We start from the raw sequence: 26,629 nt of genomic DNA on the forward strand, positions 1-26,629 counted from the left end.
TGGATTCTGCGCTTGTCTCTTGCTTTCTTGTTTATTTGATTAATAATTAACCCACATAGTCAAAAGGCATCAAACCTTTAGAGTGAAATTCGCTCATTTCATTTCTTCGTTTAGAAACTTGCAAGTCCCGTAAAAACAGTATGGTAAATAATGTTTACTTTTACCTGCAAAAATTTTTCTATGATGAGGAAAGAAAATGCTTTGAATTCACACTATTGGTGATTATGATGCGCGGCTCTATTTGTGTAACTACGGGTCATTGACGAATTTGAGCTCATAATGACCAATGTGGGAGAAAAACAGACGTTGAACAAACAAACAGCAGAGCAACCAGTTATCCGTCTAACTGGGATTAGTAAGAGTTTCGATGGTAAGGAAATCATCGGTAATCTTAACCTTGATGTGAACCACGGTGAATTTTTAACAATTCTAGGTCCATCAGGTTGTGGTAAAACCACCGTTCTTAGGATGATTGCAGGTTTTGAAACCGCTGATAATGGCAGCATTATCATCGATAATCAAAATGTTACCCAGGTTCCTGCTGAACAAAGGCACGTCAACACTGTATTCCAGAGTTATGCACTATTCCCTCATATGACCGTGTTCGAGAACGTGGCTTTTGGTCTGCGCATGCAGAAAGTGGCGAACGCTGAAATCGAACCGCGTGTAATGGAAGCATTACGCATGGTACGCCTAGAAAAAATGGCACAGCGCAAACCTCACCAACTTTCTGGTGGTCAGCAACAACGTATTGCGATTGCACGTGCGGTAGTAAACAAGCCTAAAGTTCTGCTTCTTGATGAATCATTGTCAGCTCTTGATTACAAACTGCGTAAGCAGATGCAAATCGAGCTGAAACAATTACAGCGTCAATTAGGCATCACTTTCATCTTTGTTACTCATGACCAAGAAGAAGCCCTATCTATGTCTGATCGCATCATTGTTATGCGTGACGGTGTGATCGAGCAAGATGGCTCTCCTCGTGAAATTTACGAAGAACCCAAAAACCTATTCGTTGCTCGCTTCATTGGTGAAATCAACGTGTTCAACACTACTATGCTTGAGCGTATCGATGAAAAGCGTATTCGCGCTGAAATCGAAGGTGTTGAATCTGTTGTTTACTATGAAAACGAAGCTAACCCAGCAGACAAGCTGCAAGTCTTACTTCGCCCTGAAGACCTTCGCATCGAAGAGATCAAAGAGTCTGAACAGCGCGGCATCGTCGGTCACGTTGTTGAGCGTACATATAAAGGTATGACTTTAGATTCGGTTATCGAACTTGAATCAGGCATGCGCGTAATGGTTAGCGAATTCTTCAATGAAGACGATCCTGATGTTGACCACTCTTTGGGTCAAAAGGTTGCTATTACTTGGGTTGAAAGCTGGGAGGTTGTACTAAATGATGAGCAAGAAGTTTAATCTTCAGAATGCTATCATCGCGCTGATCGTAGGTTGGCTAACACTCTTTGTGTTAATCCCTAACCTGATGATCATCGGTACCAGCTTTCTGACTCGTGACGAAGCAAATCTTATCGAAATGACCTTCACTTTCGATAACTACATTCGTTTAATGGACCCTCTGTACGCAAAGGTGTTAATGCACTCTTTCTACATGGCGATCATTGCGACTGTACTGTGTTTGATCCTTGGTTACCCGTTTGCTTATATCGTTGCAAAAATGCCTGAGAAATGGCGCCCTTTCATGCTGTTTTTGGTGATTGTTCCATTTTGGACTAACTCTTTGATTCGTACCTACGGTCTAAAAATCGTATTGGGTACTCAAGGCATCTTAAACAAATCGTTAATCGCAATGGAAATCATCGATAAGCCAATCCGTCTTATGTACACCGAGACCGCTGTAATGATTGGCTTGGTCTACATTTTGCTGCCATTTATGATTCTGCCACTCTACAGTGCGATTGAGAAACTTGATGGAACGTATATCGAAGCTGCAAAAGACCTTGGCGCGAACAAGTTTCAAACCTTCACTAAGGTTATCTTGCCACTGACAATGCCTGGCATCATCGGTGGTTGCTTGTTGGTTCTACTTCCTGCGCTTGGCATGTTCTACATTTCTGATTTATTGGGCGGAGCGAAGAACCTGCTGATCGGTAACGTGATTAAGAGCCAAGTACTGAATGCTCGAGACTGGCCATTTGGTGCTGCAACCAGTATTGCCCTCACCTTTGCCATGGCGGTGATGTTATACGCTTACTACAGAGCGGGTAAATTATTGAATAAGAAAGTGGAGCTAGACTGATGGGACGTACAGTTAGATTTAGCTTTATGGCGCTAGTGTATGCGTTTCTATACTTGCCGATTATCGTACTGATCGTTAACTCATTTAACGCCAATAAATTTGGTATGAAATGGGGCGGATTCACTACTAAGTGGTACGAAACTTTAGTCAACAACGACAGCTTGATGCAAGCTGCGTGGCATTCTTTAAATGTCGCTATGTTCTCGGCTACAGCTGCTACACTTATCGGTAGTTTAACCGCAGTTGCCCTATTCCGTTACTCATTCAAGGGTAAAGGTTTAGTCAACGGTATGCTTTTTGTTGTCATGATGTCTCCTGATATCGTAATGGCGATTTCGCTGCTAGCACTATTCTTAGTGATGGGTGCACAGCTTGGTTTCCTTACCCTATTGGTAGCGCATATCACTTTCTGTCTACCGTTTGTCGTGGTTTCTGTATACAGCCGTTTAAATGGTTTCGACGTGAAAATGTTGGAAGCAGCAAAAGATCTTGGTGCAAGTGAATGGGTGATTCTAAAACAAATCATTCTGCCACTGGCTAAACCTGCTGTTGCAGCGGGTTGGTTGTTAAGCTTTACGTTGTCATTGGACGATGTAATCATCAGCTCTTTTGTTACTGGTCCAACATACGAAATTCTACCATTGAAGATTTACTCAATGGTTAAAGTGGGCATCTCTCCAGAGGTGAATGCCCTTGCGACAGTCATGCTGATCGTTTCTTTAGCGCTTGTAATCACTTCACAGTTGCTTGCAAGAGAGAAAGTGAAGTAGAATCGCGGACTTTTCACGAAACAGAATGGTAACTCACCATTCTGTTTTTCTATAAACGCTTAGAAAATTCTAAGCAACGTTTGGTTTGGAGACTAACGTCAATGAAAAAATGGGCTACTCTATTAGCTGGTAGTGCATGTGCGCTCTCTCTGTTCTCTGGTTCAGTGGCAGCGGACGAAAACAAAGAATTGGTATTTATGAACTGGGGTCCTTACATTAATAGTAATATCCTAGAGCAATTTACCAAAGAGACTGGTATCAAGGTGATCTATTCGACTTACGAGTCGAACGAAACTTTGTATGCCAAGCTAAAGACTCATAACCAAGGTTATGATCTTGTTGTACCTTCTACCTATTTCGTAGCAAAAATGCGCGATGAAGGTATGCTACAAAAGATCGACAAGTCAAAACTGTCTAACTTCGATAACCTTGATACTAACTACCTAGACAAGCCTTTTGATCCAAACAACGACTACTCTATCCCACACGTAGTCGCGATCACTGGTCTAGCCGTTAATACTGACATGTACGATCCAAACGACTTCCAAAGCTGGGCTGACCTATGGAAACCAGAGCTTGAAGGTCAAGTAATGCTAATGGATGATACTCGTGAAGTATTCCACATTGCATTACGTAAGCTAGGTTACTCAGGTAACTCAACCGATCCTAAGCAGATTGATGAAGCTTACGCTGAACTACAAAAGCTAATGCCAAACGTTTTAGTATTCAACTCTGACAACCCTGGCGCGCCTTACATGTCTGGTGAAGTTGGCGTTGGTATGCTTTGGAACGGCTCAGCAGCAGCTGCGCAAAAAGAAGGTCTACCACTTAAACTTGTCTTCCCTAAAGAAGGCGGTATCGGTTGGGTAGATAACTTTGCAATCTCTTCTGGTGCGAAAAACGTAGAAGCGGCTCACAAGATGATCGACTTCCTACTACGTCCAGAAATCGCAGAGCAAATCTCTGGCGACACTGGTTACCTAACGGCAGTTAAAGCGTCTAACGACAAATTCCAAGATGTGGCTCCACTATTCCCATCTCAAGAAGATCTAGACCGCGTTGAGTGGCAAGACTCTGTAGGTGACTTGACTGTGAAGTACGAAGACTACTTCCTAAAGCTTAAAGCAGGTCAATAATCCGCTAGATAGCAATCAAAAAAGGCAGCATTCGCTGCCTTTTTTATTTTTTGGCTGATATAATTGCGCGCTGCTATTTTTCTCATATAGCAATAAACAACTTTTTATACACAATACTACTCAGAGGATATTATCTGGATTGATAATATGCTGATTTAGTAGGATAAAACGGAAATAAAATGAAAAGTAAAATCTATGCAGGCGCATTATGCGCAGCTGGTCTATTCGCTTCTACAGCGATGGCTGCTGATCAAGAACTGTATTTCTACAACTGGTCGGAATACATTCCTAACGAAGTTCTTGAAGACTTTACAAAAGAGACTGGCATCAAAGTAATCTACTCAACGTACGAATCTAACGAAAGTATGTACGCGAAGTTGAAAACTCAAGGTGCTGGCTACGATTTGGTAGTACCGTCTACTTACTTTGTATCTAAGATGCGCAAAGAAGGTATGCTCCAACAGCTAGATAAGTCGAAGCTAACTCATTTTGCAGATCTTGATCCAAATTACCTAAATAAACCTTTTGATCCAAATAACAACTACTCTATCCCATACATCTGGGGTGCGACTGGTATTGGTATCAACTCAGAAATGCTTCCAAAAGATACAGTAAAAAACTGGTCTGATTTTTGGGATAGCAAGTGGGCTGGTCAGCTAATGCTTATGGATGATTCTCGTGAAGTTTTCCACATCGCACTGACAAAGTTGGGTTACTCACCTAACACAACAAACCCAGACGAAATCAAAGCCGCTTACGAAGAGCTTAAAAAGCTGATGCCAAACGTATTAGTATTTAACTCTGACTTCCCTGCTAACCCATACCTTGCTGGCGAAGTATCACTAGGCATGTTGTGGAATGGTTCGGCTTACATGGCACGCCAAGAAGGCGCATCAATCGATATAATTTGGCCAGAAAAAGGCGCTATCTTCTGGATGGACAGCCTAGCAATCCCTTCTGGTGCGAAAAACATCGATGCAGCACACGAGATGATCAACTTCCTTCTTCGTCCTGAAAATGCTGCGAAAATTGCCCTTGAGATTGGTTACCCAACGCCAGTGAAAACTGCGCTTGAACTGTTGCCGAAAGAATTCGCAAACGATCCAAATGTATTCCCTCCACAAGAGGTAATGGACAGCGGCGAATGGCAAGATGAAGTTGGTGAAGCAAGTGTGCTTTACGACGAATACTTCCAAAAGTTAAAAGTAGATAACTAATATCTACTTAAACAACAAAAGCGGCATAATGCCGCTTTTGTTGTTTTGGAAACCAATATCAGGAATACAATTTAAGCTCGTTTTGCATGCTTAGACGCTAAAATTTCTTCAATAAGCTTTGGCACTTCAATACTTGCTTTACCGTATCGCTTCTCTTGAAACTCACTCTCAACCGCACTCGGTTCTAAGTTAATTTCAATCGTATGAGCACCGTGCATTCGTGCGTCATGAACAAAACCCGCCGCAGGGTAAACAACCCCAGAAGTACCGATTGAAACAAACAGATCGGCTTTCTCAATGGCAGCATAAATATCCCCCATCCGGAGGGGCATTTCACCAAACCAAACTATATGTGGTCGCATCTGTGCTGGCATTTGGCAACAATGACACAGTTCACCCGTATGAATATCACCCGAATGTTCAATAACTTGGTTTGATTCGCTACAGCGAGCTTTTAGTAATTCACCATGCATGTGAATGACATTATCACTGCCACCTCTCTCATGAAGATTATCTATGTTCTGCGTAATGATCGTAACCGAGCCATCAAGCTCTTGCTCTAATCGCCCTAGTGCATTGTGCGCGGTATTCGGCTGTATTGATTCATTTTGCAGTTTGCTACGACGTTGATTATAAAAATCCTGCACCAAATCTGGATTGCGTTCGAACCCTTCAGGCGTCGCCACGTCTTCAATGCGGTGATTTTCCCATAGTCCATCTTGGGTACGAAAAGTCTGAATCCCCGACTCTGCCGAGATCCCTGCGCCTGTAAGTACTACAATATTTCTATAAGGGAAATCCATAACTAATCCTTGTTGTTCTTTTACTTAAGCTTAACACTTAAGGAATAACAACAGTAGTAATATGGATTAGACCATGGTCGTAATGGTCGCTATTGAAAGCAATTTTTGAGAGGAAAGGCAATGCTGAGAATATCTCTAGTACTTGTGTTACTGACCACTTTAATGGGGTGTCAGTTAACACGTGTAGAGGGTGAGATAGATGATGTCGAAGTCAAAGTTAGTACCAAAGACAACGATAAACACCACAATGGCGACTATAAGTTCTGCCCTCCAGGACAGGCAAAAAAAGGGAATTGCTAAAAAGTTTAAAAGCGGCTTAGCGCCGCTTTAAGTTATTAATCATCGTTGGTCGAAGATATACGGTGAATGGCTAAGTCCGCTCCGTTAAACTCATCTTCTTCTGATAAACGCAGACCAAATAGTGCATTAATCACACCATAAACAATCAATGCGCCAATGACAGCAATTGAAACCCCAAGCATCGTTCCTAAAATTTGTACCGTTAGGCTCACGCCACCAAGACCACCGAAACCACTTTGGCCAAATATACCAGCGGCAACGCCACCCCAAGCACCGCAAACACCATGCAAAGGCCACACACCCAATACATCATCGATCTTGGTTTTGTTTTGTAAAAAGGTAAATAAGTAAACAAACAACACGCCAGCAATTGCACCTGTTATTAACGCGCCAATAGGATGCATTAAATCAGAACCCGCACAAATCGCGACTAGCCCTGCTAGAGGTCCATTGTGAATGAAACCTGGGTCATTTTTGCCTGCAATTAATGACGCGACAATGCCACCTGCCATCGCCATAAGCGAGTTCATCGCAACCAAACCACTAATACCTTCCAGTGTTTGAGCTGACATGACGTTGAAGCCAAACCAACCGACACAAAGAATCCATGCGCCCAACGCGAGAAATGGAATGTTTGAAGGTACAAAGTTGGTGTGCTTACCGGCACGAATACGCCCTTTTCGCATGCCTAAAAATATCACGGCGACTAACGCTATCCATCCACCAACACCGTGCACCACTACCGACCCTGCAAAATCATGGAACCCCACACCAAACTGGGCTTCAAACCAAGCCTGAATACCAAAGTTGCCATTCCAGATTATCCCCTCAAACACCGGATAAACGAGACCAACTGTAAAAAATGTTGCGATTAAAATTGGATAAAAACGCGCACGTTCAGCAATCCCTCCTGATACGATGGCTGGAATTGCAGCCGCAAATGTCAGTAAGAAAAAGAACTTCACTAGCTCATAACCATTACCTTGCGATAAGGTCTGGGCATCAGCAAAAAAGTTCGCGCCATAAGCGACCCAGTACCCAATGAAAAAGTAGGCAATCGCCGAAATACCAAAGTCAGCCAGTATTTTTACTAGTGCGTTAACCTGATTCTTTTGGCGCACCGTTCCTACTTCTAGAAACGCAAAACCCGCATGCATCAAAAAAACCATAATTGCACCAAGTAATAAAAATAATGTATCGGAACTCTGTGTTAGCGTCTGTACAGCTCCATGTACCTGGCTAGCAGTTACACTCATTGTTTACCCTCCATGTTATACAGTGCACTTATCCTGTGCATCTTTCGTTTTTCTTCACCGAAATGGTGAATTTAAATAATTGACTACTCTCACAGCAATTTGCATTCCAACTACAATACTCTCATTTAAGAATGGATTAACTCATTGTTGTTACTTCATTAATTAGGACAGCGCATATTGTTACTAAGTGACTTTATTTGCTCGAATTGCACTGATTTGGTGATGGTGCACTATGATGAAGCGTTGAGATTGAGCATCTTTATATTAGTAAATACCGCAACTTATTCGAACAGACATAAAAAAAGCCAGTCGCTATTCGCCACTGACTTCAAAGGTTCAAACAATAATAAGGTTATTTGTTATCGGAGCGAACAACCAATTCAACTCGGCGATTTTGCTTTTGTCCCTGCTCATGGAAATTGTTGGCGACGGGTGAAAACTCCCCCATACCTTTTGCGCTTAATTGTCCTTTAGGAATGTGGTGCTGATTAACCAGAGCGTTCACCACCGCTTTTGCACGTCGCTCTGATAGTGAAGTATTGTATTGCTGTGTGCCTTTGTCATCAGTATGCCCAACAACATAAAACAAAGCTTTAGGGTTTCCTTTAAGGTATTCGGTTACCACTTCTAATACTGTGCTGGCCTCTGGCAACATCTCATCACTATCATACTTAAACAACAATCCATCCAACGCAACATACCCATTTTGCTCAATACCGTTAATCAAGCCATCGAGGTCAATCTCAACACGATCATCCACCAACGTTGTTTCTTCTATGATACGGACTTCCGCCCATAACGCGCCTTTATAACCAATTACATAGACTAAACCATGAACGTTACCTTCCGCACGATCCAATGTATACAGGCGATATTTTTGGCTCTTATCATTGCCGTTGTTTACGACGGATTTGATCTTATCGACAAACTTACGTTTATTACCACATTCTATTCCTGAGCATGACGCTTGTAACTCAAACCCCAGCTTTTCGAAAGCCGCTTTATAGTTTGCGTCTACCTCATATTCTGAATAGGTTCGCGGTAATCGATAACCGATAGAGGTTATTTTCCCCTCTCGCTGTTCGACGTTTAGGCTTGCGCCAACGGCAACAGGCGTCTGTTGAAAGCCAAGCTGCTTATATTCCCAGATATAAGCACCGGGTAGGCGTTGGATCATAGGGTGATCACTCGACCCTTTTTGGTCTTTATTCAGACGGTCTTCGTGGGTGATCTGTTTAACTTCAGAATTAAGAAATGCCGGATTAATAGCGACTAAATCCAATGGTTCCTCAATGATTTCCACCACATCGAGTTGGACATTCATTCCATTTTTCCAGTTAGTCGCATAAATAGAGACATAGAGACTCTTTGCGTCACTCGTCAGCTTAGCCGTCACTAACGATGGGTTTCTTTCCGACAAGGTATTTAGTGGACCAACAATTTGCTGCAGTCTATCCCAGTTTCCACACTCTTTTTTATCGCAACGGAACAGCAACTCTGCGCCATGTTTTTCTAGTTGAGAGACGTAATTGTTAATCGCGTGCTCAGGAAGATAACTCGGAGGCAGTTTGTAATTAATTCGACGAACTTTTCCTTTTATAATTTCAGACTTAGGGGTATTGCCAGCCACATCGTTCACCAGCCAATAAGGTGAATAATTTCTTAGTAGTTTCTTCTCTACTTTGGAGTCTGGTAACTGAGTAAATAAGTTGTCGTTGGCGGTTGTTGTGTACGAACACAGCAAACCGATTGAAAAAACCATTGAGCGGCCTAATAAGGCAATCTTCTTCATCCTTGTTCCTTTATTAACTTCCCAATTGATAGCGATACGCGTGATTTTGTACACCTTGACTCGCACTGCTAGCTGTTCATTGCATAAATGACTGTTTTCTAATTATTAATAATATTTTCAATATATGGAGAAACATCTTCCGTATGGCGGTTGGTCACATTCGCTTTCTCCAAAGCGAGAGTGCTCATCTGTTGCATGATTTGATTTATTTGCTGCACATCCGCTTCCGTTAATGTCTGTTTTTCACTGATTTGAACAAACCGTGTTTCTAATACTTTTAATCTTTCATCTATGCTCTCGTTGTCGCTTTCTAACAGCTCACGTTGCTTGTCCCAGTTGCGAAGGTCTTTTAAAGGCATCTCTAAATATTGACTGAAATGCTCATCAACACACTCGTTTACTTGTTGACGATTGTGTTGATGAGAAGTGTGTTGATGTTCAATCTTACAGTTTCGCAGTATGTCGGAAAATTTCTGTGTCAGTTCCAATTCATCAACCATACTCACTTCAGACAAAGAGGCAAACCAACCGGCGTTTTTAAGCCTTTCCACTTCTAAGTCACCATATTTATTAATGGTATCTTTTGCATAGGTTGTCCATGACACACTGGTTACCACAACCCATAAAATCCATCTCATTGCGTCTCTATCCTTGGTCTTAATTTGTAACCAATAAGTATTTGTTATGTTGATAAAAAACACAATCAGACTTAAGCGTGACTTACCTAGCCAACCGACAGATTAGAATGAAATATTCATGTCACTATGATTTAGTTGAAGCAAAAAAAAAGCCAGTCATATAGTGACTGGCTTCAATTAGATCGATGTTTTTACAGGTTTGGACCTGTTGACGGTCGGTGTGGCTTGTGTCGTTTAAGTTGTTGCATACCTTGGAACATACGCATAAACCAAACAAGAATCGCTAAGATAGCAAATACGCCACCAACCACTGGAATTGCGTAAGCAATTTTATCCAGCAGTGTATTATGGAACCAGTAACGTTCGATACCCTCTAATACACCATTGGTTGTTGCTACCGTTACAATAAGCACAACGAAGAATGTGAAGTACAAGAAAAACGTACGAATTATTCCGTAGTAATGCGAGGTAACAACATCATCATCTTCGCCCTTATCCAGACGGTAACCCGCATATATAATTGCGATTACGCCTGAGATAAGGAATGTGAAAGGCGTAAAGCAGCTTAGGATGTACGCAACCCAAATACCATTATGAGGTTTGTTCATCAGCTTTTACTCCTTTTTGCACTGTTTCGCTCGGCTTTGCCTCGCCCATCGCTTCTTTGGCTTTAACTTCTTCATACCACAAGTCGTGGTGTTCTTTCGCCCAAGTCTCGTCAACTTCACCTGTTACCATACCTTCAAGTGCACCTTCCATACCGAATAGACCGATATAGATGTGGAAGATAAAGCCACAAATCAGGATCAATGCTGAGAACATGTGAACTAAGTTAGAGATTTCCATGTCGCGACGGGTTTGACCAAAGATTGGGAAATCAAGGACCAAGCCGCTTACCGCAGCGATAGCACCAAAGCCTATTAGCAACCAGTAAATCGCTTTTTCGCCACCGTTAGAGAAACCCGCAGAAGGATGCGTGCCTTTGTGCTTACCAACCATGCCACCCATTTTCATGAACCAACGAACGTCAGTCATGGTTGGGATAGACTTGCGCCACCACTTGAGCAGAACAAAAGTAAGTAAAACAAAGAACAATGGTCCTACGTAATTGTGGTATTGCTTAGCTAGCATAATCACAAAACCCCAGAACTCACTTGGTACATAAGGCTTTAAGAAATGCTTACCATAAACTAGCATTAAACCGCTGAATGCAAGCGTTAGGAATGTAAACGCCATGCTCCAGTGCAGTGCTCGGTCCCAACGTGACCAACGCTTCAGTTTCTTACCGGTGCGTGGTTTGCTCAGCATTAGCGGACCAACAAATACATACGCCATGATTACCATCGCGATACTACCGAAGATCGCTACTGCACCAGCCGGAGACATCCATTTCTCTTTTAGTACATACCAAGTCTCGCCTGGCGTACTAATCAGAACACCGTGCTCAGGGGACTTAGACGTTGTATAGCCAGACTCACCTTCACGTACTTCTTTCCAGAATTGTGTACCAGCAAGCTGCGCCATCTCTTTCTGTGCAACTGGCGTTGACTCTTGCGCTGCCGCAGGCAGCGAGAAAGCCATCACCAGTGCTGCCAATAATGGCAGCACTGCAAGAGAGAGACGTTTAAACAGATGTGTCATATCTCTCTCCAAACTTAGCTTTTAGTTGCGTCGAAAGAAAGATCTTCACCGTTTGTCCAGCCTGCGTTCTCTGCACCACGTTGAACAACACGTTGACGGAAGATATCAGAAACTTTTTCTGCATCACCCGCTAATAGCGCTTTCGTTGAACATAGAGACGCACACATAGGTAATTTACCTTCCGCGATACGGTTTGCACCGTATTTTTCTTGCTCTTCGATTGAACCTGGTTCGGTGTTAGGACCACCTGCACAGAAAGTACATTTGTCCATTTTACCGCGTTCACCAAACGAAGCTTGTTTAGGGAACTGAGGTGCACCAAATGGACAAGCGAATAGGCAGTAACCACAACCAATACACAGATCTTTATTGTGCAGTACAATGCCATCTTCAGTGTGTTCAAAACAGTCTGCTGGACAAACCGCCATACAAGGCGCGTCTGTACAATGCATACAAGCTACTGAGATTGAGTTTTCACCCGGCTCACCATCGTTAAGAGTAACAACTCGACGACGTTGAATGCCCCATTCAAGTGCCGAATCATTTGCGTTTTTACATGCGGTCACACAACCGTTACATTCGATGCAGCGTTTGGTGTCACATAGAAATTTCATTCGTGCCATTAGTCAGACTCCTTACGCTTTACGAATGTTACATAGGGTTACTTTAGTTTCCTGCATCAACGTAACAGGGTCGTAACCGTAAGTGGTCGCAGTGTTCGCTGCTTCACCGATAACGTATGGATCACTACCTTCAGGGTATTTATGACGAAGATCTTCACCTTCGAACTTACCGCCAAAGTGGAATGGAAGGAATGCCAAGCCAGGTTTCACACGACGAGTCACCATCGCTTTCACCTTGATACGGCCTTTCTCTGCACCTTCAACCCAAACATCATCACCATCTTTAAAGCCAAGGTCATTTGCGTCTTTAGGGTTCACTTCAACAAACATTTCTTGTTGTAGTTCTGCCAACCATGGGTTTGAACGAGTCTCTTCACCACCGCCTTCGTATTCAACTAAGCGACCAGAAGTTAGAATAATTGGGTATTCACCTGACTTATCTTCTTTCTGGATAGATTTGTACATCGTCGGTAAACGGAAAATTGCTTCTTTATCATCCCATGTTGGGTAATCAGCAACGAGGTCACGACGAGGTGTGTACAGTGGTTCACGGTGCAATGGTACGCGGTCTGGGAACGTCCAAACGACTGCACGCGCCTTCGCATTACCAAATGGAATACAACCGTGTTTAATTGCCACACGCTGAATACCACCAGACAAGTCAGTCTTCCAGTTTTTCCCTTCCGCAGCCGCTTTTTCTTCCGCAGTTAGGTCATTCCACCAACCAAGTTGTTTTAGCAGCTTGTCAGTAAACTCTGGGTAACCATCTTGAATTTCACAGCCTTTTGAGTAGCTATCTTCAGCAAGTAGATTGTGACCTTCAAACTCAACACCAAAACGAGTACGGAAGTTACCGCCACCTTCTGCGACAGTTTTCGACGTATCATAAAGAATGTGAGTACCAGGGTGTTTCATCTCTGGTGTACCCCAACATGGCCACGGTAGACCATAGGTTTCACCGTTTGCTGGACCACCTTCCGCTTCTAGCGAAGTTTTGTGGAACGTATGCCAGTTTTGTTGGTGCTCTTTCAAACGCTCAGGGCTTTGACCTGTGTAACCAATTGTCCACATACCCTTGTTGAATTCACGAGTAATGTCTTCAATAACAGGCTGGTTGTTTTCTACTTTAATATTTTTGAACAGTTGATCAGCAATACCTAGTTTTTGTGAAAGTAGGTACATGATCTCGTGGTCAGGTTTTGAATCAAACAGCGGTTGAATAACCTGATCACGCCACTGTAGTGAACGGTTAGATGCCGTTACACTGCCGTGTGTTTCAAACTGAGTGGTTGCAGGTAGTAAGTAAACGCCGTCTGTACGATCATTCATTACCGCAGCAACAGTTGGGTATGGGTCAACAATCACCATCATATCCAACTTCTGCATCGCTTTTTTCATCTCTGGACCACGAGTCTGAGAGTTCACAGCGTGACCCCAGTAGAACATGGCACGGATATTTTCGCGCTGGCGGATCTTATCTTTGTCTTCAAGTACACCATCAACCCAACGAGAAACAGGAATACCTGCACTGTGCATTGGTTTTTGACCGCCGTACTCATTGTTGTCGAAACGTTTTTGAACCCACTCAAAATCTAGGTCCCAAACTTTTGACCAGTGACGCCATGCACCTTCAGAAAGACCGTAGTAACCAGGAAGCGTATCAGATAGAACGCCAAGGTCAGTTGCACCCTGTACGTTATCGTGACCACGGAAAATGTTTGCACCACCGCCCGATTTACCCATGTTACCTAACGCAAGTTCAAGTACACAGTAAGCACGTGTGTTGTTGTTACCAGTAGTATGTTGAGTACCACCCATACACCACACAACACAACCAGGACGGTTTTCAGAAAGAAGTTTCGCCGTTTCATAAACGTCAGCTTCGCTAACGCCGGTAACACGTTCTACTTCTGCTGGGTTCCATTTAGCAACTTCAGTACGGATTTCATCCATACCAAATACGCGTTGTTGGATAAACTGTTTGTCTTCCCAATTATTCGCAAATACATGCCACAAAACACCCCAAATGAAGGCTACGTCAGAACCTGGGCGAAGAGAAACATAGTGGTCAGATTTAGCTGCTGTGCGCGTACGGCGTGGATCCGCTACGACAATTTTACAGTTGCTCTTTTCTTTTGCGATCAAGATATGCTGCATCGCTACTGGGTGAGCTTCTGCAGGGTTAGAGCCGATAAACAACATCGACTTACAGTTGTGCATATCGTTGAAAGAGTTGGTCATCGCACCGTAACCCCAAGTGTTTGCTACACCGGCTACAGTTGTTGAGTGACAGATACGCGCTTGGTGGTCAACGTTGTTGGTACCCCAAAGCGACGCCATTTTACGGTACAAGTACGCTTGTTCATTGTTGTGCTTTGCACTACCAAGGAAGAATACTGAATCAGGACCCGACTCTTCACGGATGTCGAGCGCTTTTTGGCTGATCTCGTTTAGCGCGTCTTCCCAAGAAAGCTTTTTCCACTTACCGTTTTCAAGCTTCATTGGGTATTTTAAACGACGTTCACCATGACCGTGTTCACGCAGCGCTGCACCTTTAGCACAGTGACCACCAGCGTTGAACGGGTGATCATACGCAGGCTCTTGACCTGTCCAAACACCATTTTGAACTTCTGCATAAACACCACAACCTACAGAACAGTGAGAACAGATAGTACGTTTCACTTCTGTTTTCGCATCTGGGTCTACAGGTTTAGCTTGTGCTTTTTTCATCATACCCGGTGCAAATAGACTTGCACCAACCACCGCGCCACCAGCAGCAAGCGATGAATTTTTCATAAATGTACGACGAGAAACACCAAGTTGGTTTTGCTCTTTGCTCACAGTGTCGGAGCGTTTAACTAGTTTCATGCGTTATGCTCCTAATTACAGTGAGTCGTAGTAATCGCGAACATGCTGAGTTTCACGATAGCCATTCTTCTTTACGTCAGGTTTAATTTCTACAGTTTCTGCAGCAGTTGCCACTTTAGTTGTCCCAGCGACAACTGCACCAGCAACGGCAGCAGTTGTTAAGCCTTTGAGGAGATCCCTACGGCTTGTATTTATTTCATTATTATCTTTCATGGTTGCTTCCTTACCCTCTTAAGGTAGTATTTTGGAGGCTTTTAGCCCCTCTTATCGACGTTATTACTCGTACTCAGTTACGTTTTTCACATCAATTTTTAAATGGGTTTTACTTTTTACATTTTTACTAAACTGCACTTGCTCAACCGTACCAAACGCACGTAATAACTGAGCAACGGCCAAATAAAATTTAGCGTTTTTTGCTTGCTCGATTTGTGTCGCTAGAGACTCAAACCAAGGCGATAAATGTTTATTAAAGAACAATTGTTGAGTGGCACTTTCTTCTTCAGTCAACATCGCCATGACTTCACAAAGTGCCGCGATATGATCTTCTGGTTCTTTTACCTCTTCAGAGCGCTCGAACCCAAGTAACTGAAGATCTTGACGAATATCTGCCAGTGGCTTCTCCATTAAAGCCCCTGCCATATGCCAAGAACCAAATAGCATCACCTCACCACGACCAATACCAATAAACAGGTTTTGATATTCATCTTCGAGTGCTTCTTGATCGCTCTCAACTGCCGCTTGTTTCAGAGCGAGCCATGCTTTTTGCATAGCACTCTCACTCTCTTCAATGTCCAGTTCAGCGACAAATGCAATCAGCTCTGGAGCTGGAGCTTGACGAAACAGTGAAGCCAACAGTAAGTAGATATCTTGGCGCAGTGTTGCTTGTTCGTTGTTATTTTCCACACCCATCTCCTAGTATTTCATTTGTTTCATTGGGTCTGCAGCCATCGCTTCAAACATATCGACTACACGGCAGTCTTCACACATTGCAATTCGGTTGATTGCAGCTTCATCAGAGAAGTGAGAATGACCGCGTAACTTAGATTGCAACATATCAATCATAGACTGTGGAGCGAATGGTTTGTGGCAACGAACACATTCCGCTGCTTTTTCTTGATGAATAACACGTGCAGATTGACGAGCTTCTTTATCCCAATTCATGCGAGGCGTTAGAGAAAGCACTTTCTCTGGGCATGCTTTGACACATAGACCACATTGAATACAGTCTTGCTCAACAAACTTAAGTGAAGGTGATTCACCATCAGTATGAAGGGCGCGTGTCGGACATACCGCGACACAACTCATACATAATGTACAGTCGCTCGATTGACACTCAACGTTTCCGTAAGGCGCAATTGTTGCAAGCTCAACCGCGTTTTCAACCGGGATACGTGAAATAGCCAATGCGTCTAAAGCGGTAAATAAACGTTGGCGTTTATTCCCTTCTAAATCGCCCAATGCGAGATCAAATGAATCTGTACATAGTGTTGGAGGACCTTCACGTAGTGATTCTAGGTATAGAATGTCGATACACTCTTTTTGAATACCCAATTGGCTTAATAGTTCTTGAGCAATAGCGACTTCGTTGTTCAAGATACGAATAATGGTTGGTGGCATAAAGCGGCTAGCGGCAAACAGAACTTGCGTCGCACCGTTAACGAGTGCAGCAAACCAAGTATCAATACCAACCGAAGGCAGTTCTTCTACCACAATTGGAATAACGTTATCTGGAAGTGCTTTCAATGCCATTACGTTGTAACTTTCATGGCGAGAGCTACAAATAAGCACGATAGGATCAAGACCGCCCGCTTTTTCATAATTCGCTAGCGTGCGTTCAATAAATTTTTGCGTATCTTGAGGATCTGGCAATGCGTAATGAATCGCTTCAGTAGGACAAGCTGTTGCACACGTCCCCACACCTTGGCAAAGGTACGGGTTAATCTCAATTCGATGACCTGTAGTGTCACTACCTTGGCTTGACAGCGCTCCTGCTGGACAAGCGTCAACACAGCGCTCACAACCTTTTACGCCACGAGAACTGTGCGCGCATAAGTCAGTATCAAGACGGAAATATTTAGGCTTATCAAATGTGCCCATTAGGGTTGGAATTTCTTCCAAAGCATCAGCCAATTTAGGATAACCACGACCGACAGGATAGTATCCCGGTACCGGTACTTCTTCAGTCATACAGCTGTTTAGACAAAGATCGAGTACCACATCAAAGCAATCATGACCGATGGCAACTTCCGCTAGATTACTGCGTAGTAGTTTATTCTCAATCTGAACTTCAAAAGCGCCAAGAAAACCAGAGACTTCAACTGAATTAGCGAAGTACAATTTTGCATGTGTGCCCTTCTCACCATCGGTAGATAGCAAGGTTAAGCTCTTCATTTGGTCTAGTTGTTGTGCCGCACTTTCAATAATTGCGGTCGGACCAACAATTAGAGTATGACCGCCACTTTCATAGCTGACTGTAGGTGGGATTAAATTTGTTAATTCAACTGTGTTCTCAAACGCGTAAAGTCTTGCTTTACCATTGTTTGATGTCGCTTCTTGTAGTAGTTGTTTAAGCATTGCTCTATTCCAGGTTGCAACCGGATATTTGACTACCCTAACAATAGCAAATGGCGTACCAACTTTTATTTAATTCAAAATCAACAAGTTACAACGAGACGAGCAATGGTGCACAGACAAAAAAACCGGATGAGACATTTTGTCCCAACCGGTAACTTATTGATATAGTCAAAATGTACCTAATTATAGTGTGGTATATTTTGTCTCATCACCTTCGACGTTATCGTCAGCAGCAGATTCAACTCCCTCATTTGAAGTCTCACCACTGATTTGATCGACATCTGAAGCCACGTCTTCATCTTGAGTTGACTGCAACGGTTGTTGCTCTTCGAGTTGCTCATCAGTGTTCGTACCTGCAACGGCTGTAGACTCAGGATCCACCTCATCTTCAGGTTTCTCTTTCACCCACTCACGAAGTGTTTCCGCAACACTCTGTGAGAGCGTCTTCAAATTACTGTAATCTTCATCGTAATCATCTAAACCATCACGAACATTGAATTCTTCAGATAGAAAGAGTTTTCTTAATGCGGCTTTCTTTACGCTTTGTTCTGCTTCCGAAGCCAATAGACTCGCTATCGACATCTCTTCTGGCTTTTCAGGCGCGCTTGAAACGGTTTCCTCTGATGTAGCGATGGCAGCATTGGAATCTACCTCATCGACAGCGTTGCTATCTAGATGGGATTGTTCATCCACAGTGTTAAGCACTTCTTCGTCAGTAACAGGCTGATTTTCTGTGTTTAATAGTTCGTGAGCTTTTTCATCAAGCTTGCGTTTAGACCAGCGGCTTATAAAACTAGTTACCATTTGAACGTCCCGCTCCTTTGCGCTTCTTACGTCTCATCTCTAATAACTCACCATGGCGACCAATATAGGCTTCCATCCAAGCTTGAACTGCGAGAGGCATATCGTCTGAAAGCACTAAATACTCGCCATCCATAAAACGAGAGGCCACGTTTTGTGAGGCTGTAAGCGTAACAATCTTGGCCTGCTCATCACCATCAAACGTATCGAGTACTAAAAAAAGCTTAGGCTGTTGGGAGCTTAAATTAAAGCGATAATCGGTGCGCTCATCTTTATGCAGTTGCAAAAGAGTAAGTTTGTCGCTTTGTTGTCCTGGTTTTAAGTTAAACCCCGTCAATTGCTGCTGAATGGTGACCCACTTTCCAGTCGAAATCTCGTTGGCAGTTAGCTCACATTCAATAGGCCAAAGCTCTTCTGTTTTCTCAAGCGTTAAAGTAGACATAGTTCACCTTGCTTTTTCATTTTGGTTATTTTAAGCAATATTCATTCCCAAACCTACCCGCTCTACGGTTTAGGAACAGTTATTGCTTATTTGATGTATGATAAATAGCATCGATTCAGCAAACTTTGCTCATAAGCATTGCTCAAACCGTTGTTGAGCTTAAACAAATAGGAACGAACGTGGTTAAACCAAATATAATCAAAACCAGTGAGAACCCTCTGCAAACTATCGAAGTCGAAGTGTACGACGAATATGGCGAAAAACTGGTTAAAGAGGTTGCTTGTGAACGTCCTCTGACCGTTATGCTTAACTGGAAAGAAGTTGTCACGCTAATGACCCTTGGCTCTCGCCCTGAATCGTTAGTTTTAGGTTACCTGAAAAACCAAAGTTTCCTCTCAGATCCTAGTGCGATTGAATCGGTAATTATTGATTGGGAAACCAGCAGCGCTGCGGTTATTACCAAAGAAAATACCGAACATATAGAGAATGCTCTGAAAAAGAAAACGGTCACTTCTGGCTGTGGACAAGGCACTATGTACGGTAATGTGATGAAACAGCTTGAAAACTATCAAGTCCCACAGACACCGATCAAGCAATCTGAAATATACACCGCCTTAGAAGCATTAACCCATTATAACGATACCTATAAAAAAGCTGGTGCCGTTCATGGTTGTGCGGTAACTAAAGGCAATCAAGTGCTGTCGTTTGTCGAAGATGTCGGTCGACATAACGCGGTAGACACTTTGGCTGGTGAAATGTGGCTCAACGAAGAGTCAGGCGCAGACAAAATTTTCTATACCACGGGTCGACTCACCTCTGAAATGGTGATCAAAGTGGCTCAAATGGGTATTCCGGTTTTGCTTTCACGATCTGGTGTGACGCAAATGGGGTTAGATCTCGCGAAGAAGTTTGGTATTACCACCATCGCTCGTGCGAAAGGATTACGTTTCCAAGTATTCACTGGCGCTGAGAAAATTACCTTTGATGTCAAAGGCGAACAAGCAGAATAGCCTTCAAGCCCCTAAATCAGTTAGGGGCTTTTATTTCCTACTTTAGTTGCAAAACCATTCCCTAGTGCTATTAGTTTAATATCCGCGACCACAAAAACTATTCAACGCGGCTTTAAACGTCAGTCTCTAGGAGAAACTATGTTTCAAAGCACCGAATCGAAATCCAGATCCGAACACCATACTCAACCCACAAACTTCTTTGATCGCTGGACTATCAAAGCCAAACTTCTCGCGATAAATGCTATTTTGCTTGTTGGTGTCATCTGCTATGGCATGTTCGAACAGTACAGTCTCAACAATATGCATGAGTTAGAGCTCGCGTCTGTTGAAAATGCCGAGGCAGAAATAGATTTGCTGACGTTAAGACGTCATGAAAAAGATTTTATTGCACGTCATGATATTAAATATCAACAACGTTTTAACCAAACTTTCTCTCAATTGACTGAAAGATTGAGGCAGCTTGAACAACGAATCAAGGAACACAATCTCGGTTTGGATGGGCGTATAAATGTCATCACCGCTACACTCGAACAATATGGCGTTAAGTTTGGGCAATTAGTCAATCAAATAGAGATCATCGATTCCAAAACAACGGGACAGTCGTTGGTAAATAAGTTGACGGATTCGAGAAAGCTATTACGTGATGAAGTAATTTCTCTTAACAACCTCGAAGCCAAGCTCAAGCTCTCAGAATTAATGGAAAAAGACTTCCAGTACCTCGCCTACCCATCTGAACGAACCGAATTGGAGCTTGCGGAATCCTTGCAGTCTTTTTATCAGCAGTTTGCCTACTTGCCGATGTTGCAGAGCTCCTTTAATAACTATCAAACCGATTTGGTCAATTTGTTTAAAGCAAATACCCAACTGGGATTAAGTCCAAGCCTTGGGATTCGCGGTGCTCTAAGGAGTACCGTTCATACAACAGAGAAAGAAATCCTATCTCTTCAAGGAGAGATCGAATCTTCCATTTTGTTAGCAGCCGACCAAGTCAAAATGCAACTGCATGTTTTTGGTGGCGTGCTGGCATTGATCCTCTCTGGGCTATTGATGCTGATCGGTCGCAATATCATAGGGCGTATCCAAATGATCAATACCATGATGCATGACATTGCAAAAGGTAATGGCGATTTGACTGTTAGAATGAACGCGACGGGTAAAGATGAGCTTGCGCAGCTTGCCGGTTCATTCGATACGTTTACGTCAAAACTACACAGTTTGATTAAAGATGTGGCTCAGGCGAAAGATGTACTCGATGAAAGCTCATCGTTGAGTGCCCTATCAGCGAACAAAAGTATGGGCAACGCAGAGCAGCAAAAAATTGAATCCGAAAGTGTAGCGACTGCCGTCAATCAGTTGGTGCACACCAGCCATGAGATCACCTCTAATATTGAGCATGCCGCCGCCAGTGCCTCAAATATGAAAGATTCCTCTCAGTTAGCGAGAGATATAACCCATAGAGCAAGTTCGAGCATGCAAACACTCTCAGTCGACATTGCCAACTCCCAAAGCTTGATCGAACAACTCGAAGAGCAAAGCCATCAAATCAACTCAGTAGTATCAACCATTCAAGGTATTGCAGAGCAAACCAACCTGCTCGCGCTTAATGCCGCAATTGAAGCTGCGCGCGCGGGAGAACATGGTCGAGGGTTTGCTGTGGTGGCTGACGAAGTGCGTGATCTTTCAATGAAGACAGATAATTCGACGCGACAAATTGAATCAACGATTAGTAACCTATCAAGCCAAATTCAAACTACAGTGTCCATTATGGCAGCAAGCCAGCAGCAAGCAGAATCGACGATGCAGAACACCTTGCAAGTAGTGGATGCGATCGATGAGGTCAATCAACAAATAGAAGATCTGTTTGGTATGAATGCTCAAATTGCAACGGCGTCAGAAGAGCAATCTATGGTCTCTAACGAAATCGATAGGAACATTACTCAGATAGCTTCGCTGGCAAGTGACACATACCAAGAAGTTCAAGAGTCTGTTCGATATAGCGAGCAAGTAAGTGAAGTCAACAGCAAACTGGATTCTCTGGTTGCTCAGTTCCGCTATTAGTACCTATCGCTAAACACACATAACAGCGAAGGCGACACAAATAGTAGGCAAAAAAAACGGGCTCATTATAAGCCCGTTTTCTCATTTAAACTTTGCAATTAGCCATCAATACCACGAGAGCGTAAGAACTCAGCGTATGTACCACGGAAATCGTTAATCTTACCGTCACGAATCTCTAATACACGCGTAGCCAAAGAGTCTACGAAGATACGGTCATGCGATACGAAGAACAGTGTACCTTTGTACTGCTCAAGAGCCGTGTTTAATGACTCAATTGATTCCATATCCATGTGGTTGGTTGGTTCATCCATCAATAGCATGTTTGGTTTATGCATCATGATCTTACCAAGCAGCATACGACCTTGCTCACCACCAGACAGTACTTTTACTGACTTTTTGATGTCATCTTGAGAGAACAGCATACGACCTAGGAAGCTACGAAGCACTTGCTCATCGTCGCCTTCTTGACGCCATTGTCCCATCCAGTCCATTAGGTTCATGTCTTCTTCAAAGTCATGAGCGTGGTCTTGGGCGTAGTAGCCGATGTTTGAGTTTTCAGACCACTTGTAGTGACCAGTACGAGCTTCTAACACACCCGCAAGCGTATTCAATAGTGTCGTTTTACCTACACCGTTCTCACCGATAATGGCAACACGCTCACCTACCTCGAAAATAGCATTAAAGTCTGAGAACAAGTCCTCTTCAAAACCTTGGCTTAGGTTTTCAACTTCTAGTGCATTACGGAATAGCTCTTTAGATTGTTCAAAACGAATGAATGGGTTTTGACGGCTAGACGCTTTTACTTCATCAAGCTTAATTTTATCGATTTGCTTAGCACGTGATGTCGCTTGCTTCGCTTTAGATGCGTTTGCAGAGAAACGTGCTACGAAGGTTTGCAGTTCAGCAATTTGCGCTTTCTTCTTCGCATTATCAGACAATAGACGTTCACGTGATTGGCTAGCAGCCGTCATGTACTCATCATAGTTACCTGGGAATAGACGTAACTCACCGTAGTCTAAGTCAGCCATGTGAGTACAAACTGAGTTTAGGAAGTGACGGTCGTGCGAAATGATGATCATTGTGCAGTTACGTTGGTTTAGCGTCTCTTCCAACCAGCGAATTGTATCCATATCCAAGTTGTTGGTTGGTTCGTCTAGTAGCATGATGTGCGGGTCTGCAAAAAGAACCTGTGCTAATAGAACACGCAGTTTCCAACCAGGAGCCACTTCACTCATTAGACCGAAGTGTTGCTCTTCAGGGATACCTACCGCGAGAAGAAGCTCGCCAGCTTTCGCTTCAGCCATGTAGCCATCCATTTCTGCGAATAGCACTTCTAGATCGGCAACTTTCATGCCGTCATCTTCACTCATCTCAGGTAGAGAGTAGATACGCTCACGTTCTTGCTTTACTTCCCACAGTTCTTTATAGCCCATGATGACAGTATCAATAACTGTGTATTGCTCATAAGCAAACTGATCCTGATTCAGCTTCGCAACACGTTCATTTGGGTCGTAGCTAACGTTACCGCCAGTTGGCTCTAGTTCACCACTAAGGATCTTCATAAACGTTGACTTACCACAGCCATTTGCGCCGATAAGACCGTAACGGTTACCTTCGCCAAATTTAACTGAGATATTTTCAAATAGTGGCTTAGCGCCAAATTGTTGCGTGATATTAGCAGTGGAGATCAAAACCTGTACCTTAGCTAGTGAATTAAAGGGGGGAAAACGGCGCAACGTTACTGATAAAGCGCCTTAACTGCAAGTTTTGTTTTTAGTTTAGCCTATTTAGCTGACGAATTATCGCGGATTCAAAACGTGTTAACAGGTCACCAATGATGGGCGTTTCCTTATGGCTTAGCTAAAAATGAAAACTCGACTTTTACGATTATTACTACTTCTACAGACCACCACCAAACTAAATGACAGCCATAGCAGCTCAGATGCATTATGACATAACTTTGACACAGATCTCACTTTTCTCAATACAATCCCTCCCCCTCATTTTATCGAGCGGAGCTATCTCTTCCGCTAAAACAACTACAATAATTCCAACATAACTATTTAAAAGAGTGATATATGCATTATTACTTGCGCGGCTTTTACTTACGAGTATTAGTCTTAGCGTGCTTGTTAGTTGCGGTTCCTAGCCTTGCTAACAATGAATATGGTTTTAAACCCCAGCCTCAGAGCTCACCTGAGGCAAATGAAATAGCACAACAGGTTTCAGCACTACCTGAACCGCTTTTTATGACGCAGAAAGACAAACGTCAGGTCAATTTATTACTGGCAAAGGTCCTGCGTATCCAAAGAGATCAAATTACGGACTTCGCCAGTCATTTAGAAGAGTTTCGCGCGAACAGCTCTGATGAAGCATGGAACAGTGTCCAAAGCAGTTACTTCTCGTTAACCAGCTTAAACCAAAGTAAGCAAATTTTGCTTGGGTTAACCAACCCTGCCAATAGAGACCGATTGACGGGTTTCGGTCCTTACGGTGTAACTCAGTTTAAGCAAGAATGGCAACTGACTAAGCATAATGCGGAATATTTGGTTTATTTCCAAATACGAAGCTTCCAGTCGTTGATAAAAGATATCTTTATCTCACCTATTCCTGTTATTTGGGCGGCGCTTAAAGTGTTGTTCATCTACTTCGGTTTAGTTTGGTGGTTGGCAAACAGTAAACGTTTGATTGATCTGTTTCGTGTCAGCCAACTGGAGAGTAAATCTAACCCTCCTCTATGGGTAAGATTGATTTGGTACACCAGTAGAGCACACCGTGCCATTGCGTGGCTTATCGCTATTACGCTCTCTTTACGGGTACTATCGCAAATCCCGAGTTTGCAGCATTTAATATTGTTAGAGATCTTCACTTGGTGGGTTCTCGGCGGATCAATTGCAATCAGCTTTATTCTCGAATTTGCCTACCGCAACAGTAGCAGTTCTTCACGTGAGGTGATTGCGCTCCGCTTATCGACTATTCGCCGCTATGTGTGGAGCATTATCATCGCGGGTGTCATCTTACAGATTTCAATTCGTACGCTCGGTAAAGGCACCATTTATAGCTGGATTTACAGCGCACTGTTTTTCTGGTTCGTTTTGGTCACCATATCCATTCTTAAACTGTGGCGGAATAAAGTATTCGAAGCGTTAAGCCATCACACAGAGCGACCTGTGTGGGTTAACTGGGCAGTTAATCGCCAAAATACCTTTTTGTTAAACATAGCCGCAACCGCGGTAGGTATTGTTTGGCTCATTATTGATGGAATTAAGCATCGTCTTATGGGCTTGCTCTCTCGCTCAACTTTGTTTAGCCAAGCACTTGCCTATCTATTTCGTATTGAAGTGGCGAAACAATCCGATATCGACAAGGGTCAGCAAAACTTGGTGCGCATAAAAGGCGAGCAGGTGTTTGACTACGTGCTTCCTGGTAGTATTGACAGCGAATTGATTCATTACGCCAATGATGAAATCAAACAGCTTTCGCGCTATTTGATGTCAGACAGCCCTGCAATTTGCGTCGTCTCTGGTGAACGCGGTATTGGGGCAACTACGCTGCTTAATAGCATGCTCAATAAAGTATCGAATGCAGAGCCGCTTTATTTAAGCTGCCCCTATTCCGGCTATGTAGAGCTGCTGTCACTGCTCGCTTTAAGTTTAGGTTTGGATGAAGATGCGAGTGAAATACAAATTCTCGCTTACCTACGTAAAAGTGATACCGCTTACCTAATTGCAATTGATAACGCTCATCGCCTTGTTAAACCCATGGTCGGTGGATTGAGTGATCTCATGCGTCTCACTAACCTGCTACGCCGCTCAAAGAAAAACCATCGCATCGTCTTCTCCATCGTTAAGTCAAGCTGGCGTTTTGTAGACCGTGCTCGTGGAGAACGCTTACTGTTTGACTTAGTTTGTTTCCTACCGCGTTGGAATGAAAAACAAATCGGTCAATTACTTGATAGCCGCATCAACAAGCAATTAGAAAAGCCGCTCTCCTTTGAAGGATTGATCGTGCCTAAGCAGTGGGACCAAGATGAAATGAGTGAAGAAGATCGCGCGAAACAAGGCTTCTACCGTATCTTATGGCATTACTCCGATGGTAACCCAACCGTCGCTCTGCGTTTCTTCCGTCTTTCTATCAACCGTAATAAAGAGACTGAGCAAGCGGTTGTAAGATTGTTCCATGTGCCGGAATCGCAAGAGTTAGAAAACATGCCTAAGCCAATGTTGGCGGTAATGCGCTCCATCATACAACTTGAAATTGCGTCACCTGAAATTCTTTCTGACTGTACTCAATTGAGTATTGCGGAAATTACCGGGATTTTGCGTTATTTCCAAAGCCGTGGGTACATTGAGTGGAGTGAAGATCAAGCACGCATCTCTGATCACTGGTTCCGTCACATAACCAACGTTCTTGACCGTCAACATCTATTGGTGAAGTAGT

Annotated in this window: 23 protein-coding genes; 9 read left to right on the plus strand and 14 right to left on the minus strand. The window is 43.3% G+C overall.

Annotation, left to right across the window (positions count from 1 at the left end; translation table 11 throughout):
- Positions 1-288 precede the first annotated feature (288 nt).
- The 5 genes from potA to H2O73_RS14080 all read left to right on the plus strand — a co-directional run bounded on the left by potA (position 289) and on the right by H2O73_RS14080 (position 5,383).
- Positions 289-1,419, plus strand: a complete 1,131-nt coding sequence (potA, locus tag H2O73_RS14060; RefSeq protein ID WP_182109615.1) for a spermidine/putrescine ABC transporter ATP-binding protein PotA — start codon at positions 289-291, stop codon at positions 1,417-1,419.
- On the plus strand, positions 1,403-2,260 hold the full coding sequence (gene potB, locus H2O73_RS14065; RefSeq protein WP_182109616.1) for a spermidine/putrescine ABC transporter permease PotB: 858 nt from the start codon (positions 1,403-1,405) through the stop codon (positions 2,258-2,260). The genes potA and potB overlap by 17 nt, the downstream gene beginning before the upstream one ends.
- Entirely contained in the window at positions 2,260-3,030 is a 771-nt protein-coding gene (potC, locus tag H2O73_RS14070; RefSeq protein WP_182109498.1) for a spermidine/putrescine ABC transporter permease PotC, read from the plus strand. Before potB ends, potC begins: the two co-directional genes overlap by 1 nt.
- Positions 3,031-3,131: 101 nt before the next feature.
- Complete coding sequence (locus tag H2O73_RS14075) at positions 3,132-4,166, plus strand: extracellular solute-binding protein (protein WP_182109499.1); 1,035 nt, start codon at positions 3,132-3,134, stop codon at positions 4,164-4,166.
- 179 nt (positions 4,167-4,345) lie between these two features.
- Positions 4,346-5,383, plus strand: a complete 1,038-nt coding sequence (locus H2O73_RS14080) for an extracellular solute-binding protein (protein WP_182109500.1) — start codon at positions 4,346-4,348, stop codon at positions 5,381-5,383.
- A gap of 71 nt (positions 5,384-5,454) precedes the next feature.
- Here H2O73_RS14080 and cobB read toward each other — a convergent pair whose 3' ends face one another.
- Positions 5,455-6,186: a Sir2 family NAD+-dependent deacetylase gene (gene cobB / locus H2O73_RS14085; protein WP_182109501.1), complete on the minus strand. Its 732-nt coding sequence runs from the start codon at positions 6,184-6,186 to the stop codon at positions 5,455-5,457.
- 120 nt (positions 6,187-6,306) lie between these two features.
- On the opposite strand from cobB, the gene H2O73_RS14090 reads away from it, so the two are divergent.
- Positions 6,307-6,486 (plus strand): hypothetical protein, encoded by a 180-nt coding sequence (locus H2O73_RS14090; RefSeq protein WP_182109502.1) that lies wholly within the window; start codon positions 6,307-6,309, stop codon positions 6,484-6,486.
- 35 nt (positions 6,487-6,521) lie between these two features.
- Here H2O73_RS14090 and H2O73_RS14095 read toward each other — a convergent pair whose 3' ends face one another.
- From H2O73_RS14095 to H2O73_RS14150, 12 genes are all read right to left on the minus strand, one after another.
- Positions 6,522-7,742, minus strand: coding sequence for an ammonium transporter (locus H2O73_RS14095; protein ID WP_182109503.1), 1,221 nt, complete (start codon positions 7,740-7,742; stop codon positions 6,522-6,524).
- A gap of 352 nt (positions 7,743-8,094) precedes the next feature.
- Positions 8,095-9,534, minus strand: coding sequence for an OmpA family protein (locus H2O73_RS14100; RefSeq protein WP_182109504.1), 1,440 nt, complete (start codon positions 9,532-9,534; stop codon positions 8,095-8,097).
- A gap of 98 nt (positions 9,535-9,632) precedes the next feature.
- Positions 9,633-10,172, minus strand: coding sequence for a hypothetical protein (locus H2O73_RS14105; protein WP_182109505.1), 540 nt, complete (start codon positions 10,170-10,172; stop codon positions 9,633-9,635).
- 191 nt (positions 10,173-10,363) lie between these two features.
- Complete coding sequence (locus tag H2O73_RS14110) at positions 10,364-10,780, minus strand: hypothetical protein (RefSeq protein WP_182109506.1); 417 nt, start codon at positions 10,778-10,780, stop codon at positions 10,364-10,366.
- Positions 10,764-11,813, minus strand: a complete 1,050-nt coding sequence (locus tag H2O73_RS14115) for a formate dehydrogenase subunit gamma (protein ID WP_182109507.1) — start codon at positions 11,811-11,813, stop codon at positions 10,764-10,766. Before H2O73_RS14115 ends, H2O73_RS14110 begins: the two co-directional genes overlap by 17 nt.
- 14 nt (positions 11,814-11,827) lie before the next feature.
- Positions 11,828-12,436, minus strand: a complete 609-nt coding sequence (gene fdh3B, locus H2O73_RS14120) for a formate dehydrogenase FDH3 subunit beta (RefSeq protein WP_182109508.1) — start codon at positions 12,434-12,436, stop codon at positions 11,828-11,830.
- Between the two features lie 12 nt (positions 12,437-12,448).
- The gene (locus tag H2O73_RS14125; protein ID WP_182109509.1) at positions 12,449-15,304 is read right to left on the minus strand and encodes a formate dehydrogenase subunit alpha; all 2,856 of its coding nucleotides are present in this window, start codon (positions 15,302-15,304) and stop codon (positions 12,449-12,451) included.
- Between the two features lie 15 nt (positions 15,305-15,319).
- Positions 15,320-15,517 carry a twin-arginine translocation signal domain-containing protein gene (locus H2O73_RS14130; protein ID WP_182109510.1) on the minus strand — a complete coding sequence of 66 codons (198 nt, stop codon included), beginning with the start codon at positions 15,515-15,517 and terminating at the stop codon, positions 15,320-15,322.
- A gap of 63 nt (positions 15,518-15,580) precedes the next feature.
- Positions 15,581-16,207, minus strand: coding sequence for a TorD/DmsD family molecular chaperone (locus H2O73_RS14135; protein WP_368737164.1), 627 nt, complete (start codon positions 16,205-16,207; stop codon positions 15,581-15,583).
- A gap of 9 nt (positions 16,208-16,216) precedes the next feature.
- Positions 16,217-17,878, minus strand: a complete 1,662-nt coding sequence (locus H2O73_RS14140; RefSeq protein ID WP_182109512.1) for a 4Fe-4S dicluster domain-containing protein — start codon at positions 17,876-17,878, stop codon at positions 16,217-16,219.
- A gap of 183 nt (positions 17,879-18,061) precedes the next feature.
- The gene (locus H2O73_RS14145) at positions 18,062-18,682 is read right to left on the minus strand and encodes a DUF3306 domain-containing protein (protein WP_182109513.1); all 621 of its coding nucleotides are present in this window, start codon (positions 18,680-18,682) and stop codon (positions 18,062-18,064) included.
- Positions 18,672-19,121, minus strand: coding sequence for a DUF3305 domain-containing protein (locus H2O73_RS14150; RefSeq protein WP_182109514.1), 450 nt, complete (start codon positions 19,119-19,121; stop codon positions 18,672-18,674). The genes H2O73_RS14145 and H2O73_RS14150 overlap by 11 nt, the downstream gene beginning before the upstream one ends.
- Before the next feature lie 179 nt (positions 19,122-19,300).
- On the opposite strand from H2O73_RS14150, the gene H2O73_RS14155 reads away from it, so the two are divergent.
- A complete protein-coding gene (locus tag H2O73_RS14155) occupies positions 19,301-20,131 on the plus strand; it encodes a formate dehydrogenase accessory sulfurtransferase FdhD (protein ID WP_182109515.1) in 831 nt (276 codons plus the stop codon).
- 138 nt (positions 20,132-20,269) lie between these two features.
- A complete protein-coding gene (locus tag H2O73_RS14160; RefSeq protein ID WP_182109516.1) occupies positions 20,270-22,189 on the plus strand; it encodes a methyl-accepting chemotaxis protein in 1,920 nt (639 codons plus the stop codon).
- Between the two features lie 98 nt (positions 22,190-22,287).
- Here H2O73_RS14160 and H2O73_RS14165 read toward each other — a convergent pair whose 3' ends face one another.
- Positions 22,288-23,880, minus strand: a complete 1,593-nt coding sequence (locus tag H2O73_RS14165) for an ABC-F family ATPase (protein ID WP_182109517.1) — start codon at positions 23,878-23,880, stop codon at positions 22,288-22,290.
- A gap of 387 nt (positions 23,881-24,267) precedes the next feature.
- Here H2O73_RS14165 and H2O73_RS14170 point away from each other — a divergent pair, with 387 nt between their 5' ends.
- On the plus strand, positions 24,268-26,628 hold the full coding sequence (locus tag H2O73_RS14170; RefSeq protein ID WP_182109518.1) for an AAA family ATPase: 2,361 nt from the start codon (positions 24,268-24,270) through the stop codon (positions 26,626-26,628).
- The last annotated feature ends 1 nt before the right edge of the window (position 26,629 follow it).

It is taken from the genome of Vibrio marinisediminis (assembly GCF_014050145.1).
In the GTDB taxonomy this organism is placed as follows: Bacteria; Pseudomonadota; Gammaproteobacteria; order Enterobacterales; family Vibrionaceae; genus Vibrio; species Vibrio marinisediminis.